Origin of the sequence: Streptomyces sp. NBC_00442 (genome assembly GCF_036014195.1) — a bacterium.
Taxonomy (GTDB): Bacteria; Actinomycetota; Actinomycetes; order Streptomycetales; family Streptomycetaceae; genus Streptomyces.
Genome location: NZ_CP107918.1, coordinates 1,733,548 through 1,749,560, shown reverse-complemented (window position 1 = coordinate 1,749,560; position 16,013 = coordinate 1,733,548). Strand labels below are relative to the sequence as shown.

At 71.2% G+C, this 16,013-nt stretch carries 15 protein-coding genes; 14 read left to right on the top strand and 1 reads right to left on the bottom strand.

The annotated features are described in order from the left end of the window. Positions 1-126 precede the first annotated feature (126 nt). The 5 genes from OG432_RS07645 to OG432_RS07625 all read left to right on the top strand — a co-directional run bounded on the left by OG432_RS07645 (position 127) and on the right by OG432_RS07625 (position 5,027). Positions 127-504, top strand: coding sequence for a YraN family protein (locus OG432_RS07645; protein WP_328309044.1), 378 nt, complete (start codon positions 127-129; stop codon positions 502-504). 1 nt (position 505) lies between these two features. Next, a complete protein-coding gene (locus OG432_RS07640) occupies positions 506-2,122 on the top strand; it encodes a YifB family Mg chelatase-like AAA ATPase (protein ID WP_328309042.1) in 1,617 nt (538 codons plus the stop codon). After that, complete coding sequence (dprA, locus tag OG432_RS07635; RefSeq protein WP_328309040.1) at positions 2,119-3,285, top strand: DNA-processing protein DprA; 1,167 nt, start codon at positions 2,119-2,121, stop codon at positions 3,283-3,285. The genes OG432_RS07640 and dprA overlap by 4 nt, the downstream gene beginning before the upstream one ends. A 241-nt stretch (positions 3,286-3,526) precedes the next feature. Further along, positions 3,527-4,369: an RNA polymerase sigma factor WhiG gene (gene whiG, locus OG432_RS07630; RefSeq protein ID WP_328309038.1), complete on the top strand. Its 843-nt coding sequence runs from the start codon at positions 3,527-3,529 to the stop codon at positions 4,367-4,369. Between the two features lie 100 nt (positions 4,370-4,469). Next, on the top strand, positions 4,470-5,027 hold the full coding sequence (locus tag OG432_RS07625) for a TetR/AcrR family transcriptional regulator (RefSeq protein ID WP_328315036.1): 558 nt from the start codon (positions 4,470-4,472) through the stop codon (positions 5,025-5,027). A 119-nt stretch (positions 5,028-5,146) separates the two neighbouring features. Here OG432_RS07625 and OG432_RS07620 read toward each other — a convergent pair whose 3' ends face one another. Then, a complete protein-coding gene (locus tag OG432_RS07620) occupies positions 5,147-5,614 on the bottom strand; it encodes a murein hydrolase activator EnvC family protein (RefSeq protein ID WP_328309036.1) in 468 nt (155 codons plus the stop codon). Positions 5,615-5,905: 291 nt separating this feature from the next. Between OG432_RS07620 and rpsB the strand changes: the two genes are divergently transcribed. The 9 genes from rpsB (at position 5,906) to OG432_RS07575 (ending at position 16,012) form a co-directional block, all read left to right on the top strand. Continuing rightward, positions 5,906-6,847 (top strand): 30S ribosomal protein S2, encoded by a 942-nt coding sequence (gene rpsB, locus OG432_RS07615; protein ID WP_328309034.1) that lies wholly within the window; start codon positions 5,906-5,908, stop codon positions 6,845-6,847. A gap of 121 nt (positions 6,848-6,968) precedes the next feature. Next, positions 6,969-7,805 (top strand): translation elongation factor Ts, encoded by an 837-nt coding sequence (gene tsf / locus OG432_RS07610; RefSeq protein WP_328309032.1) that lies wholly within the window; start codon positions 6,969-6,971, stop codon positions 7,803-7,805. A gap of 160 nt (positions 7,806-7,965) precedes the next feature. Next, positions 7,966-8,754 (top strand): UMP kinase, encoded by a 789-nt coding sequence (pyrH, locus tag OG432_RS07605; protein ID WP_328309030.1) that lies wholly within the window; start codon positions 7,966-7,968, stop codon positions 8,752-8,754. Positions 8,755-8,878: 124 nt separating this feature from the next. Beyond that, positions 8,879-9,436, top strand: a complete 558-nt coding sequence (gene frr, locus OG432_RS07600) for a ribosome recycling factor (RefSeq protein WP_328309029.1) — start codon at positions 8,879-8,881, stop codon at positions 9,434-9,436. Further along, positions 9,436-10,545, top strand: a complete 1,110-nt coding sequence (locus OG432_RS07595; protein ID WP_328309027.1) for a phosphatidate cytidylyltransferase — start codon at positions 9,436-9,438, stop codon at positions 10,543-10,545. The genes frr and OG432_RS07595 overlap by 1 nt, the downstream gene beginning before the upstream one ends. Positions 10,546-10,715: 170 nt before the next feature. Continuing rightward, on the top strand, positions 10,716-11,828 hold the full coding sequence (gene rlmN, locus OG432_RS07590) for a 23S rRNA (adenine(2503)-C(2))-methyltransferase RlmN (RefSeq protein ID WP_328309025.1): 1,113 nt from the start codon (positions 10,716-10,718) through the stop codon (positions 11,826-11,828). A 340-nt stretch (positions 11,829-12,168) separates the two neighbouring features. Next, a complete protein-coding gene (locus OG432_RS07585) occupies positions 12,169-13,269 on the top strand; it encodes a thiamine ABC transporter substrate-binding protein (RefSeq protein WP_328309023.1) in 1,101 nt (366 codons plus the stop codon). Positions 13,270-13,376: 107 nt separating this feature from the next. Then, positions 13,377-14,990: an ABC transporter permease gene (locus tag OG432_RS07580; RefSeq protein WP_328315035.1), complete on the top strand. Its 1,614-nt coding sequence runs from the start codon at positions 13,377-13,379 to the stop codon at positions 14,988-14,990. Beyond that, positions 14,990-16,012: an ABC transporter ATP-binding protein gene (locus tag OG432_RS07575; RefSeq protein ID WP_328309021.1), complete on the top strand. Its 1,023-nt coding sequence runs from the start codon at positions 14,990-14,992 to the stop codon at positions 16,010-16,012. Before OG432_RS07580 ends, OG432_RS07575 begins: the two co-directional genes overlap by 1 nt. Position 16,013 lies beyond the last annotated feature (1 nt).

Below are 16,013 nucleotides of genomic sequence, written 5' to 3'. Positions count from 1 at the left end.
GGAGCGGTCGGCCGCTCGCGGAAGGCCCCCTTCGGGTGGCGGGGTTTTCCACAACCGCCCGGTTGTCCACCAAGATCCACTCGGTTCCGCGGGTTGCGTGAGAGTCGGTGCCGGAGGTGGTGCCGGATGAACGCTCGCGGAGCACTCGGGAAATACGGCGAAGACCTGGCGGTACGGCTGCTCGAAGCGGCCGGAATGACGGTCCTCGAACGCAACTGGCGGTGCGGCAGGGCCGGCGAGATCGACATCGTCGCCCACGACGACACGGCGCCCGGCGGGCCCGTGCTCGTCATCTGCGAGGTCAAGACCCGCAGGACCGGCGCCTACGAACACCCGATGGCCGCCGTCACCCCCGTCAAGGCCGACCGGCTCAAACGTCTGGCCGGCCTCTGGCTCGCCCGCCACGGAGGTCCACCGCCCGGCGGCGTACGCATCGACGTCGTCGGAGTCGTCCTGCCCGGCAAGGGCGCCCCACGCGCCGAACACGTGCGGGGAGTGGCCTGACATGGGATTCGCACGCACCTGCTCGGTCGCCCTCGTCGGCGTCGAAGGAGTCGTCGTCGAGGTCCAGGCCGACCTCGAACCCGGCGTCGCCGCCTTCACCCTCGTCGGCCTCCCCGACAAGAGCCTCGCGGAGAGCCGCGACCGGGTCCGGGCCGCCGTCGTCAACTCCGGTGACACCTGGCCCCAGAAGAAACTCACCGTCGGGCTCAGCCCGGCATCGGTCCCCAAGAGCGGCGCCGGCTTCGACCTGGCCATCGCCTGCGCCGTCCTCGGCGCCGCCGAACGAATCGACCCCCGGGAGCTCACCGACCTCGTCATGATCGGCGAGCTCGGTCTCGACGGACGCGTACGGCCCGTACGCGGCATCCTGCCCGCCGTGCTCGCCGCGGCCGAAGCCGGATACGAACAGGTCGTCGTTCCCGAACAGACCGCCGCGGAGGCGAGCCTCGTCCCCGGCATCTCCGTCCTGGGCGTCCGCAGCCTGCGCCAACTCGTCGCCGTCCTCACCGACGAACCCGTACCGGAGGAAGAACCCGCCGAGAAGGGCCGTCCCGACGCCATGCTCGCCGGGCTCGTGGTGCCCGGCGCCGGAGCCGGCACCGGACTCTCGCCCGGCCCGCGCGACGCCGACCTCGACCTCATCGACGTCGCGGGCCAGCACGCCGCCCGCGCCGCCCTCGAAATCGCCGCCGCGGGCGGCCACCACCTCCTGCTCTCCGGCCCACCCGGCGCGGGCAAGACGATGCTCGCCGAACGACTGCCCGGCATCCTGCCGCCCCTCTCCCGCCAGGAATCCCTCGAAGTCACCGCCGTCCACTCGGTCGCGGGAATCCTGCCGCCCGGCGAACCCCTCGTCCGCCGCGCCCCCTACTGCGCCCCCCACCACTCGGCGACCATGCAGTCCCTCGTCGGCGGCGGCAACGGCCTGCCACGCCCCGGCGCCGTCTCCGTCGCGCACAGAGGAGTCCTCTTTCTGGACGAAGCACCCGAATTCGCCGGAAAAGCCCTCGACGCCCTGCGCCAACCCCTCGAATCGGGACACGTCGTCATCGCCCGCAGCGCCGGAGTGATCCGGCTGCCGGCCCGCTTCCAGATGATCCTCGCCGCCAACCCCTGCCCCTGCGGACGGCACACCCTGCACGGAGCGGGCTGCGAATGCCCCGCGTCCATGATCCGCCGCTACCAGGCCAGACTCTCCGGCCCCCTCCTCGACCGCGTCGACCTGCGCGTCGAAGTCGAACCCGTACGCCGCGAAGACCTCCTCGGCGGAGGCGGCCGCGGCGAACCCAGCGCCCGCGTCGCCGAACGCGTCATGGCCGCACGCGAACGCACCGCGGCCCGCCTCGCCGACACCCCATGGAGCAGCAACAGCGAAGTCCCCGGACACGAACTGCGCACCCGCTGGCTCACCGCACCCGGCGCCCTCACCGGCGCCGAACGCGACATGGAACGCGGCCTGCTCACCGCCCGCGGACTCGACCGCGTCCTACGGGTCGCCTGGACCGTCGCCGACCTCGCAGGCGACGACCGGCCCGACGAACGCCACGTCGCCCTCGCCCTCGAACTGCGCACCGGCATCTCCCGAGGCACCCCCATGCCGGCCGGGAGCATGCCGTGAACGCCCCGCACAGCGGCGAGGAACGCCTCGCCAGAGCCGCCCTCACCCGCATCATCGAGCCGGGCGACGAACGCGGCGGCCGCTGGCTGCGCACCTACGGCGCCGCCGGCCTCCTGCGCCGCCTCACAAGCCCGCGCGGCCCCGAGGACGACCTGCCAGGAGCCAGCCCCGCACGGCTCGAAGGCCACCGCCGCCGAGCCGCCCTCGCCGACCCCGAGCGCGACCTGGAGACCGCCGCGGCCGCCGGCGCCAGATTCCTCGTCCCCGGCGACGAGGAATGGCCCCGGCAACTCGACGACCTCGCCGACACCCGGCCCGTCGGCCTCTGGGTGCGAGGCCACCCCGACCTGCGAATGTGGGCGCTGCGTTCCGTCGCCGTCGTGGGCGCCCGCGCCTGCACCCCCTACGGAGCCCACATGGGCGCCGTCCTGGGCTCAGGCCTCGCCGAAAAAGGATGGGTCGTCGTATCAGGAGCGGCCGCCGGCATCGACGGAGCCGTGCACCGCGGCGCCCTCGCCGCGGGGGGCGCCACCGTCGCCGTCCTCGCCTGCGGCGTCGACGTCGTCTACCCGAGCGGACACGCCGAGTTGATCGGACGCATCGCCGAACAGGGCCTCCTCGTGGGGGAATTACCGCCCGGCGACCACCCCACGCCCAGCAGATTCGTCCTACGCAACCGCGTCATCGCCGCCCTCACCCGGGGGACCGTCGTCGTGGAAGCCGAATACCGCAGCGGCTCGCTCGTCACGGCCCGCGCCGCACAGAGACTCGGACGCTTCACCATGGGAGTGCCCGGCCCCGCCACCAGCGGGCTCTCGGCCGGCGTCCACGAACTGCTGCGCGGCGAAGCGATCCTGGTCACCGACGCCGAGGAAGTCGTCGAACTCGTCGGAGACATGGGCGAGCTCGCCCCCGCGCGGCGCGGCCCCGTCCTGCCCCGCGACCTCCTCGCGCCCGGCGCGGCCCGCGTACTGGAAGCACTGCCCGCACGCGGCACGGCCGGCGTACGGGACATCGCGAGGGAAGCCGGCACCAGCGCCGACGAAGCGCTCGGCCGGCTCTACGAACTGCACTCCCTCGAATTCGTCGAACGGGTCGGCGACGGCTGGAAGTTGACGTCCGGCGCACTGCGCCCCGCAGGCGCGCGGCGAGGCGGTGCTTGACCTGGGGCATTCGGGTGACAAGGTGAGGAGCGATGTCCACCGCGGGCCGCACAACAGCGCTTTCGGGGCCCGCGCGCGGCGCGACGGCCACCACCTGCGGGTGCGCCCCGACGCCGGCCAACGGCCGCGCCCGCGCACCCGCCCTTAGCGCACCGCGACCGCGCAGTCACGCTACGCTCACGGAGCTCCCGACCGAAAACAGCCCCCGCTAACGGCACAGCAGAACGGCTCAAGGCAACGCATGCCCCAGCACACCTCCGGGTCTGACCGCACGGCAGTGCCCCCCGCTGCCCGCGGCAGCGGCACCGTGCGGCCACCGGCACCCTCGTCCGTCGACGAGCTGTGGCGGTCGTACAAGGCCACCGGCGACGAGCGCCTGCGCGAGCAGCTGATCCTCCACTACTCGCCCCTCGTCAAGTACGTCGCGGGACGCGTGAGCGTCGGCCTGCCCCCCAACGTCGAGCAGGCCGACTTCGTCTCCTCCGGAGTCTTCGGCCTCATCGACGCCATCGAGAAGTTCGACATCGAGCGCGCCATCAAGTTCGAGACGTACGCCATCACCCGCATCCGCGGCGCGATGATCGACGAACTGCGCGCCCTCGACTGGATCCCACGCTCCGTGCGCCAGAAGGCGCGCGCCGTGGAACGCGCCTACGCGACCCTCGAAGCCCAGCTCAGACGCACCCCGTCCGAGCTGGAGGTGGCCGCCGAGATGGGCATCGCGGTGGAGGAACTGCACGCGGTCTTCAGCCAGTTGTCGCTCGCGAACGTGGTGGCCCTCGAAGAGCTGCTGCACGTCGGCGGGGAGAACGGCGACCGGCTCAGCCTCATGGACACCCTTGAGGACACCTCCGCCGACGACCCCGTCGAGGTCGCCGAGGACCGCGAGCTGCGCCGGCTCCTGGCCCGCGCCATCAACACACTCCCCGAGCGCGAGAAGACCGTCGTCACGCTCTACTACTACGAAGGCCTCACCCTCGCCGAGATCGGCAACGTCCTGGGCGTCACCGAAAGCCGGGTCAGCCAGATCCACACCAAGTCGGTGCTCCAGCTCCGGGCCAAGCTCGCCGATGTCGGGCGATGAGGCGGGACCCGGTGAACCGTCACCCGGTGAATCGTCCCTGCCGATCGCCGCGGCGGCCCGGCCGTAAAGTGGAACAGTGCCCAGGATCCGAGCGGCCTCCGTGGCCGAGCACCGCACCATGCAGCGTGACGCCCTCCTCGACGCCGCACGCTCCCTGCTGTCCGAAGGCGGGACGGAAGCACTGACGTTCCCGGCCCTGGCCGAGCGCACGGGCCTCGCCCGCTCCTCCGTGTACGAGTACTTCCGCTCGCGCGCCGCGGTCGTCGAGGAACTCTGCGCCGTCGACTTCCCGCTGTGGGCCGACGAGATCGAAGGCGCGATGCAGCGCGCCGACACCCCCGCCGGCAAGGTCGAGGCGTACGTACGCCATCAGCTCGGCCTCGTCGGCGACCAGCGCCACCGGGCCGTCGTCGCCATCTCGGCCAGTGAACTCGACGCCGGCGCCCGCGAGAAGATCCGCGCCGCCCACGGTGGCCTCATCGCCATGATCGTCGAAGCCCTCGCCGACCTCGGCCACGACCAGCCCCGCCTGGCCGCGGTCCTGCTCCAGGGCATCGTCGACGCCGCGGTCCGCCGCATCGAGCAGAGCCCCACCGAATCCCCCGCCGCCATCGCGGACGCGGCGGTGGGCATGGCACTGCGCGGCGTCGAAGGCTGACCATCGGGGGGGGCCCCCCCCGCCCCCCCCGCCCCCCCGCCCCCCCCGCCCCCCCCGCCCCCCCGCCCCCCCCGCCCCCCCCGCCCCCCCCGCCCCCCCCCCCCCCCCCCCCCCTCTTCTCACCCCGGCTCAGCCACCCCCACCACCGGCAGCAGTCGTGACGGTGCGGTGCGGTGGAGCAGGAGGAGCGGGTTCAGGTAGGCCCGGCCTCTCAGGAGGCCCCAGTGGAGGCAGCCCGTGGGGCAGTGGGACGGGGTGTCGGTCGTGGTGGCCACCACCTGGCCCGCGGTGACGGTGGCGCCCTCGGTGACCAGGGGGCTCACTGGTTCATAGGTGGTTCTCAGTGGTGGGGCGGCGCTGCCGGGCAGGGTGATGGTGAGGACTCCCTGTCCCGCGACCCGGCCGGCGAAGGTGACGCGGCCCGCGGCGGCCGCCCGGACCGGTGTGCCCGGGGGAGCGGCCAGGTCGATGCCTCGGTGTCCGGGGCCGTAGGGCGTGGCCGGCGGGGCCCAGGGGTGGACGACGTCGGGCGGGATCACCGGCCAGCCGGCGGCGGTCAGGGCGAGGAGGAGGAGTGCTCGGTACATGGGTTCAGGGTCCCGCCGGGGTGGCCCGCGGGGGGATCTTGGTGCTGATCTGTGGAGTACCGGGCGGTTGTGGACAGCGCCGTCACCCGGCACTGTGCGGGTCCCGTACACTTCTTGTGGCGATCCGGGTCACCGGATCGACTTCGCACGCCCCGCCGGCGGTCTCACCACTATCGCCGGCCGCGTCTCTCGGTCCTCACCCTCGCGGGGTTCAGGGCACGGCGCACCGGGGCGTCAGGCGCGGCGGCCGACCGGCAGCCGCGGTAACCGAGTACCTCAAGGAGTACGGCCATGGCCGTCGTCACGATGCGGGAGCTGCTGGAGAGCGGCGTCCACTTCGGTCACCAGACCCGTCGTTGGAACCCGAAGATGAAGCGCTTCATCTTCACGGAGCGCAACGGCATCTACATCATCGACCTGCTCCAGTCGCTGTCGTACATCGACCGCGCCTACGAGTTCGTCAAGGAGACCGTCGCGCACGGCGGCTCCATCATGTTCGTCGGCACCAAGAAGCAGGCGCAGGAAGCGATCGCCGAGCAGGCGACGCGCGTGGGCATGCCCTACGTCAACCAGCGCTGGCTCGGCGGCATGCTGACCAACTTCTCCACCGTCTACAAGCGTCTGCAGCGCCTCAAGGAGCTCGAGCAGATCGACTTCGAGGACGTCGCGGCCTCGGGTCTCACCAAGAAGGAGCTCCTGGTCCTCTCGCGCGAGAAGGCCAAGCTGGAGAAGACCCTCGGTGGTATCCGTGAGATGTCGAAGGTTCCCAGCGCCGTCTGGATCGTCGACACCAAGAAGGAGCACATCGCCGTCGGTGAGGCGCGCAAGCTCCACATCCCGGTCGTCGCGATCCTCGACACGAACTGCGACCCCGACGAGGTCGACTACAAGATTCCGGGCAACGACGACGCGATCCGTTCCGTCACCCTGCTCACCCGCGTGATCGCCGACGCCGTCGCCGAGGGCCTCATCGCCCGTTCCGGTGCGGCCACGGGCGACTCGAAGCCGGGCGAGAAGGCGGCCGGCGAGCCGCTCGCCGAGTGGGAGCGCGACCTGCTCGAGGGTGACAAGAAGGCCGACTCCGAGGAGTCCGCCGAGGCTGCGGCCCCCGCGGCCGAGGCTGCTCCGGCCGCCGAGGCCGAGAAGCCGGCCGAGGCTCCCGCCGCGGACGCCACCGAGGCTCCGGCCGCGGAGGCCACCGAGGCTCCGGCCGCGGACGCCGAGCAGGCCTGACCCTTAACCGGGACCCACAGGTTCGGTAGTTGACGGCGGGGGCCACAAGCCCCCGCCGTCGACCCGTAGCCCCGCAGATCTTCGTAGATCTTTCTAGACTCCGAGAGAGAAACACAGACTCATGGCGAACTACACCGCCGCTGACGTCAAGAAGCTCCGTGAGCTCACCGGCGCCGGCATGATGGACTGCAAGAAGGCCCTGGACGAGGCCGACGGCAACGTCGACAAGGCCGTCGAGGCCCTGCGCATCAAGGGTCAGAAGGGCGTCGCCAAGCGCGAGGGCCGTTCTGCCGAGAACGGTGCCGTCGTCTCCCTCATCTCCGAGGACAAGACCTCCGGCGTCCTGGTCGAGCTGAAGTGCGAGACGGACTTCGTCGCCAAGGGTGACAAGTTCCAGGCCGTCGCCACGAAGCTGGCCGAGCACGTCGCCGCCACCTCCCCGGCCGACCTGACCGCGCTGCTCGCCTCCGAGATCGAGGCCGGCAAGACCGTTCAGGCGTTCGTCGACGAGGCCAACGCCAACCTCGGCGAGAAGATCGTCCTGGACCGCTTCGCGCAGTTCTCCGACGGTTTCGTCTCCGCGTACATGCACCGCACGATGCCCGACCTGCCCCCGCAGATCGGTGTTCTCGTCGAGCTCGACAAGGACAACGCCGAGATCGCCAAGGGCGTCGCGCAGCACATCGCCGCCTTCGCGCCGAAGTACCTCACCCGTGAGGACGTTCCGGCCGAGGTCGTCGAGACCGAGCGTCGCGTCGCCGAGGAGACCACCCGCGCCGAGGGCAAGCCCGAGGCCGCGCTCCCGAAGATCGTCGAGGGTCGCGTCAACGGCTTCTTCAAGGACGCCACGCTCCTTGGCCAGCCGTACGCGCTCGACAACAAGAAGTCCGTCGAGCAGGTTCTGAAGGAGGCCGGTGTCACCCTGAAGCGCTTCTCGCGCATCAAGGTCGGCATCTGAGTCTGTTCAGCGTTCGACACTAGACCCCGCTAGGGTCTGAGGCAGTCGTCGGCCGCGCACGCGACGGACGACCGCAGATCTGACGAGGAGGCCATTGCCGCTAGGGACTACGAGTACCCACCGGCAATGGCCTTCTTCGTATGTGCACGAGGAGATCCCCATGAATCAGGGCGCGGACACCGCCAAGGCCGATCACTCGGCGGACCACAAGCGCGATGACGGCAAGGTGGCCGGGCGCTTCATGCTGAAGCTTTCCGGTGAGGCGTTCGCCGGCGGCGGGGCGCTCGGTGTCGACCCCGACGTCGTGCACAACATCGCCCGCGAGATCGCCGCCGTCGTGCGCGACGGGGCGCAGATCGCCGTCGTCATCGGCGGCGGCAACTTCTTCCGGGGCGCCGAGCTCCAGCAGCGCGGTATGGACCGGGCCCGCTCGGACTACATGGGCATGCTCGGGACGGTCATGAACTGCCTCGCCCTCCAGGACTTCCTGGAGAAGGAAGGCATCGACTCGCGCGTCCAGACCGCCATCACGATGGGTCAGGTCGCCGAGCCGTACATCCCGCTGCGGGCCGTGCGTCATCTGGAGAAGGGCCGCGTCGTCATCTTCGGCGCCGGCATGGGCATGCCGTACTTCTCCACCGACACCACTGCCGCTCAGCGTGCCCTGGAGATCGACGCCGAAGCGATGCTGATGGGCAAGAACGGGGTGGACGGCGTCTACGACTCCGACCCCCGCACCAACCCCGACGCGGTGAAGTTCGACGCGCTGGAGTACGGCGAGGTCATCACCCGGGACCTGAAGGTCGCCGACATGACCGCGATCACCCTGTGTCGCGACAACAACCTTCCGATCCTCGTCTTCGAGCTCGTGACGGCCGGAAACATCGCGCGCGCCGTCAAGGGTGAGAAGATCGGCACGCTCGTGAGCGACCAGGGCACCCGGGCCTGACCGGGGGATGGACAATCCCCTGCCGGTCGGACACCGTGCAGGGAAAGACGCTGGTTATCCAGGGCCCAGGGCCTCAGGACGCACTGAGAACTCCCGGCCCACCCAAGACATGCAGGAGCAAGTGGTGATCGAAGAAACCCTCCTCGAGGCCGAGGAGAAGATGGAGAAGGCCGTCGTGGTCGCCAAGGAGGACTTCGCCGCGATCCGCACCGGCCGTGCGCACCCGGCGATGTTCAACAAGATCGTGGCGGACTACTACGGTGCGCTGACGCCGATCAACCAGCTGGCCTCCTTCTCGGTGCCGGAGCCGCGCATGGCGGTCGTGACCCCGTTCGACAAGAGCGCGCTGCGCAACATCGAGCAGGCCATCCGCGACTCCGACCTGGGCGTCAACCCCAGCAACGACGGCAACATCATCCGCGTGAACTTCCCGGAGCTGACCGAGGAGCGCCGCAAGGACTACATCAAGGTCGCGCGCACCAAGGCCGAGGACTCCAAGGTGTCGATCCGCGCCGTGCGCCGCAAGGCCAAGGACGCCCTCGACAAGCTCGTCAAGGACAAGGAGTCCGGCGAGGACGAGGTCCGCCGTGCGGAGAAGGAGCTCGACGACACCACCGCCAAGTACGTGGCGCAGGTCGACGAGCTGCTGAAGCACAAGGAAGCCGAGCTGCTAGAGGTCTGATGAACGACTCTTCCTGGGGGGCTCCGCCGAGGCCCGATTACTGGGGAACCCCCGAGGGGCCTTCCCAGGGGGCGTTCCCGGCGGGACCTGCATACGATGCGTACGACGCCCCGCCCGTGTCGCGGACGCAGCAGATGCCCGTCGTGCCCGACGCGGGCGACCACGCCGCAGACCGCGACGAACGTGACCGGGGGACCGCTCTGCCGGGCGGTCCTCTCTTCCGCGACGAGACGCCGCAGGAGCCCATGGCAAGCACCCCGCCCACGCCGCCCGTGCCCGCCCAGCCGGAGAAGAAGCGGGCGGGTCGCGATCTGCGGTCCGCGATAGGGGTCGGCGTAGCCCTGGGCGCGGTGATCATCGCGTCGCTGTTCGTCGTCAAGGCCGTCTTCGTCGGCGTCATCGCGGTCGCCGTCGTCGTCGGCCTGTGGGAGCTGACCAGCCGCCTCGAAGAGCGCAAGCAGATCAAGGCGCCGCTCGTCCCGCTCGCGGTGGGCGGCGCGGCGATGGTCGTGGCCGGGTACGTCGGCGGCGCCGAGGGCGCGTGGGTGGCGATGGCGCTCACCTCGCTCGCGGTGCTCGTGTGGCGGATGACCGAGCCGCCCGAGAACTATCTGCGGGACGTCACCGCGGGCGTCTTCGCCGCGTTCTACGTGCCGTTCCTCGCCACGTTCGTGGCGATGCTGCTCACCGCGGACGACGGCCCCTGGCGGGTGCTGACCTTCCTGCTCCTGACCGTGGTCAGCGACACGGGCGCGTACGCGATCGGCTGGCGCTTCGGCAAGCACAAGCTCGCTCCGCGCATCAGCCCCGGGAAGACCCGCGAGGGCCTGTTCGGGGCGGTGTCGTTCGCGATGGTGGCGGGCGCCCTGTGCATGCAGTTCCTCATCGACGACGGCACCTGGTGGCAGGGCCTGCTGCTCGGCCTCGCGGTCGCCGCGAGCGCCACGCTCGGCGACCTCGGCGAGTCGATGATCAAGCGGGACCTGGGCATCAAGGACATGGGCACCCTGCTCCCGGGTCACGGCGGCATCATGGACCGGCTGGATTCCCTGCTGCCGACGGCCCCGGTGGTGTGGTTGCTGCTCGCGGTCTTCGTCGGCACGGGCTGACCGGGCGCCGGTTACTCTTGAAGGGCGCGTCGCTCGCGAGCGACGCGCCCTTTTCGGCCCCGCGTCTGCGGGGGTGAACCTGTGAGGTCTCCTGGCTTCGGCACCGTATCGTCGCCTGCTCCGCGCCCAGCGGGGATCGCCGGCCTCGTCGTACTGAGGAGTTACCGCTCATGGCACGCCCCGTCCCGGGAGAACTCACCTTCACCGCACCCCGCGGAGCGAAGCAGCCGCCGCGGCACCTCGCCGACCTCTCGCCCGCCGAGCGCAAGGAAGCCGTCGCCGCGATCGGCGAGAAGCCGTTCCGCGCCAAGCAGCTCTCGCAGCACTACTTCGCGCGCTACGCCCACGACCCGGCGGAGTGGACGGACATCCCGCTCGCCGCGCGCGGCCGGCTCCAGGAGGAGCTGCTGCCCGACCTGATGACCGTCGTGCGGCACATCTCCTGCGACGACGACACCACCCGCAAGACGCTGTGGAAGCTGCACGACGGCACGCTCGTCGAGTCCGTCCTGATGCGCTACCCGGACCGCGTCACGATGTGCATCTCCTCGCAGGCCGGCTGCGGCATGAACTGCCCGTTCTGCGCCACCGGCCAGGCGGGCCTCGACCGCAACCTGTCGACCGCCGAGATCGTGCACCAGATCGTCGACGGGATGCGCGCGCTGCGCGACGGCGAGGTGCCCGGCGGGCCGGCCCGCCTGTCCAACATCGTCTTCATGGGCATGGGCGAGCCGCTCGCCAACTACAAGCGCGTCGTCGGTTCGATCCGCCGCCTCACCGACCCCGAGCCCGACGGCCTCGGTCTGTCCCAGCGCGGCATCACCGTCTCCACCGTGGGCCTGGTCCCGGCCATGCACCGCTTCGCCGACGAGGGCTTCAAGTGCCGCCTCGCCGTGAGCCTGCACGCCCCCGACGACGAGCTGCGCGACACCCTCGTCCCGGTCAACACCCGCTGGAAGGTCCGCGAGGTCCTCGACGCGGCGTGGGAGTACGCGGAGAAGTCCGGGCGCCGCATCTCCATCGAGTACGCCCTGATCCGCGACATCAACGACCAGGCGTGGCGCGGTGACCTGCTCGGCCGGCTCCTCAAGGGCAAGCGGGTGCACGTGAACCTCATCCCGCTCAACCCGACGCCCGGCTCCAAGTGGACCGCCTCGCGGCCCGAGGACGAGAAGGCGTTCGTCGAGGCCATCGCCGCCCACGGCGTACCCGTCACCGTCCGTGACACCCGGGGCCAGGAGATCGACGGTGCCTGCGGTCAGCTGGCCGCGTCCGAGCGCTGACCCGAGCACGGGCCCGAGCGCCGGCCCGGCGCGTCGGCCGGAGTGCCCGGCCGGGCGGCGATCGGGGCCGGCGTCCGAACGGCGAAACGGCCCGGGGCCCGTCCCAGGGCCCGTGTAACCTGGCTGGAAACATCTGCATATTCCGACAGGGGAGCGCCACAGCGCTGAGAGTGCGGTGCCCGATCAAGGGACACGGACCGCAGACCCTCTGAACCTTGCCCCGGTCATTCGGGGTAGGAAGTTCGGCGATTACTCAAGCTGTTGCGCCCTGCCCGCACGACCTTGCGTCGTGCGGGCAGGGCCGCGTCTCTTCCTGGTCATCTCCAGGAGGAATGAACACATGCGCACTACCAAGAGGCTCGCGGCCGGCACGCTCGCCGCCGCCCTCGGGGTCGCCACGCTCGCGGCCTGCGGCGGCTCGGACGGCACGAAGGCGTCCGGCTCGGCCAGTGGGTCCGGCGGCAAGACCGTGACGCTCGTCAGCCACGACTCCTTCAACGCCTCCGACCCGGTCCTCAAGGCGTTCACCGCCCAGACCGGCTACACCGTGAAGGTGCTCAAGAGCGGGGACGCCGGGGCCGCCCTCAACCAGGAGATCCTCACCAAGGGCTCCCCGCGCGGCGACGTCTTCTTCGGCGTCGACAACACCCTGCTCTCGCGCGCCCTGGACAACGGCATCTTCACACCGTACGAAGCCAAGGGCCTCGACCGGGTGCCCGCCGAGGACCAGCTCGACCAGGCCAAGCACCGGGTCACGCCCATCGACACCGGCGACATCTGCGTCAACTACGACAAGAAGTACTTCGCGGACAAGAAGCTCAGCCCGCCGCAGTCCTTCGACGACCTGATCAAGCCCGAGTACAAGAGCCTGCTCGTCACGGAGAACGTGGCGACCTCGTCCCCGGGCCTCGGCTTCATGCTCGGCTCGGTCGCCAAGTACGGCGACGCGGGCTGGCAGGACTACTGGAAGAAGCTGAAGGCCAACGGCGTCAAGGTCGAGGACGGCTGGGAGCAGGCCTACAACACGGACTTCTCCGGCTCCGCCGGCGGCAAGAAGGCCAAGGGCGACCGGCCGCTGGTCGTCTCCTACGCGTCCAGCCCGCCCGCCGAAGTGATCTACGCCGACCCCAAGCCCACCGAGGCCCCCACCGGCGTCGCCACCGGCACCTGCTTTCGCCAGACCGAGTTCGCGGGCCTGCTCAAGGGTGCGAAGAACGAGGCCGGCGGCAAGGCGCTCCTGGACTTCCTGATCTCCAAGAAGTTCCAGGAGGACATGCCGCTCCAGATGTTCGTGGACCCGGTCGCCAAGGACGCCGCGGTGCCCGCGGAGTTCACCAAGTTCGGCGCGAAGATCACCGAACCGGCGACCGTCGCTCCCGACACGATCGCCAAGAACCGTGACCAGTGGGTCAAGACGTGGTCCTCGCTCGTCCTGAAGTAGACCGCCCCGACGGCAACGGCCCCGAGGGCAACCGCCCCGAAGGCCCGGCGCGGGCGAACGCGGCGCGGCGCGGTGCGCTGCGCCGCGGCGGGGTGCGCTTCGCGCTCATGGCGCTGCCGCTCGTGTTCTTCGCGCTGTTCTTCGCCTGGCCCGTGGCCGCCATCGTCGGCCGCGGGCTCAAGGCGGACGGCGTCTGGCGGTTCGGCCGGATCGGTGAGGTCCTGAGCGACCCCGACATCGCCCACGTCCTGTGGTTCACCACCTGGCAGGCGCTCGCCTCCACCGCGCTCACCCTGCTGATCGCGCTGCCCGGCGCCTACGTCTTCGCGCGCCTCGAATTCCCCGGCAAGCAGCTCCTGCGGGCCGTGGTGACCGTCCCGTTCGTCCTGCCGACCGTCGTCGTCGGCACCGCCTTCCTCGCACTGCTCGGCCGCGGCGGCCTGCTCGACCAGCTGTGGGGGGTACGCCTGGACACCACGGTGTGGGCGATCCTGCTCGCCCACGTCTTCTTCAACTACGCCGTGGTCGTGCGCACCGTGGGCGGCCTGTGGTCGCAGCTCGACCCCCGTCAGGAGGAGGCCGCCCGTGTCCTCGGCGCCTCCCGCCTCGCGGCCTGGCGCACGGTCACGCTGCCCGCGCTCGGCCCCGCGGTGGCCGCCGCTGCCCTCATGGTCTTCCTCTTCACCTTCACCTCCTTCGGCGTCGTCCAGATCCTCGGCGGCCCCACCTTCTCCACCCTCGAAGTGGAGATCTACCGCCAGACCGCCGAACTCCTCGACCTGCCGACCGCGGCCGTCCTGACGATCGCGCAGTTCGCCGCGGTCGGGTTGATCCTCGCCGTGCACGCCTGGACGGTGCGCCGCCGCGAGAGCGCCCTCACCCTGGTCGACCCGGCGCACACCGCACGCCGGCCGCGCGGCGCCGGCCAACGCGCCCTGCTCGGCTCGGTCCTGATGGTCGTGGCGCTGTTGATCCTGCTGCCCATCGGCGTCCTCGTCCAGCGTTCCCTCGACACCCCCGACGGCTACGGATTCGGCTACTACCGGGCGCTCCAGGCCGCCGGTGACAACGGCAGCTTCCTCGTCCCGCCCATCGAGGCGATCGGGAACTCGCTCCAGTACGCCCTCGCCGCCACCACGATCGCGCTCGTCATCGGCGGGCTCGCGGCGGCCGCCCTGGCCCGGCGCGGCAGCGGCCGCCTCATGCGCGGCTTCGACGCCCTCCTCATGCTGCCGCTCGGTGTCTCCGCCGTGACCGTCGGCTTCGGCTTCCTCATCACCCTCGACGAGCCACCGCTCGACCTGAGAACGTCATGGATCCTGGTGCCGCTCGCGCAGGCCCTGGTGGGCACGCCCTTCGTCGTGCGGATCCTGCTGCCCGTGCTGCGCGCGGTGGACGGACGCCTGCGCGAGGCGGCGGCCGTGCTCGGCGCGTCCCCGCTGCGCGTCTGGCGCGAGGTCGACCTTCCCCTGGTACGCCGGGCCCTGCTCGTCGCGGCGGGCTTCGCCTTCGCCGTCTCGCTCGGCGAATTCGGGGCGACGGTCTTCATCGCACGGCCCGACCACCCGACGCTGCCCGTCGCCGTGGCCCGACTCCTCGGCCGGGCCGGCGACCTCAACTACGGCCAGGCGATGGCCCTCAGCACGATTTTGATGGTGGTGTGCGCGGTGTCGCTGCTCGTCCTCGAACGCATCCGGACCGACCGGAGCGGGGAGTTCTGATGCTCAAGCTCGACGAAGTGACCGTACGGTTCGCACGGAGGGCCGCGCTCGACGCGGTCGACCTGGAGGTCGCCGAGCACCGGACGGTGTGCGTGCTCGGGCCGAGCGGCAGCGGCAAGTCCACGCTGTTGCGAGTCGTGGCCGGCCTCCAACCCCCGGACAGCGGGCGGGTGTTGCTCGGCGGCGCCGACCAGGCAGGGGTGCCCGTGCACAAGCGCGGGCTCGGCCTGATGTTCCAGGACCACCAGCTGTTCCCGCAGCGCGACGTCGCCGGAAACGTGGCGTTCGGGCTGCGCATGCGAGGCGCCTCGCGCGAGGAACAGGACCGTAGGGTCGGCGAGTTGCTCGACCTGGTGGGACTGCCCGGTGCGGGCGGGCGGGCCGTGGCCGCCCTGTCCGGCGGCGAACAGCAGCGCGTCGCCCTGGCCCGCGCGCTGGCACCCTCGCCGCGCCTGCTCATGCTGGACGAGCCGCTGGGCCAGCTCGACCGCACCCTGCGCGAGCGCCTGGTACTCGAACTCCGCTCGCTCTTCGGCCGGTTGGGCACCACCGTGCTGGCCGTCACCCACGACCAGGGCGAGGCGTTCGCGCTGGCCGACCGGGTGGTGGTGATGCGGGACGGCCGCATCGCGCAGGCCGGCACGCCCCTCGAGGTCTGGCGCCGACCCGCCTCGGAGTTCGTGGCACGCTTTCTCGGCTTCGAGAACGTGGTGCCGGCGACGGTGGCGGGGGAAGTGGCGGACACCCCCTGGGGGAAGGTGCCGGTCCCGCCGGACTCCCCTCGGGGCGAGGTGCGCCTGCTGATCCGCCCCGGCGGCGTCCGACTGGTCCCCGTGCGGGACGGCCTGCCCTGCGAGGTCGTCTCGCGTACGTTCCGGGGCAGCCATGTGGCCCTCCAACTGCGGCCTGCGGCAGGGCCGTTGGTGGAAGCGGAGTGCGACGTGGCGGCGGCCCCCGAGGTCGGGACCGGGGTGGGGGTCGCCTTCGCGGCGGGCGGGGTCGTGGTGCTGGGGGACGGGTAGG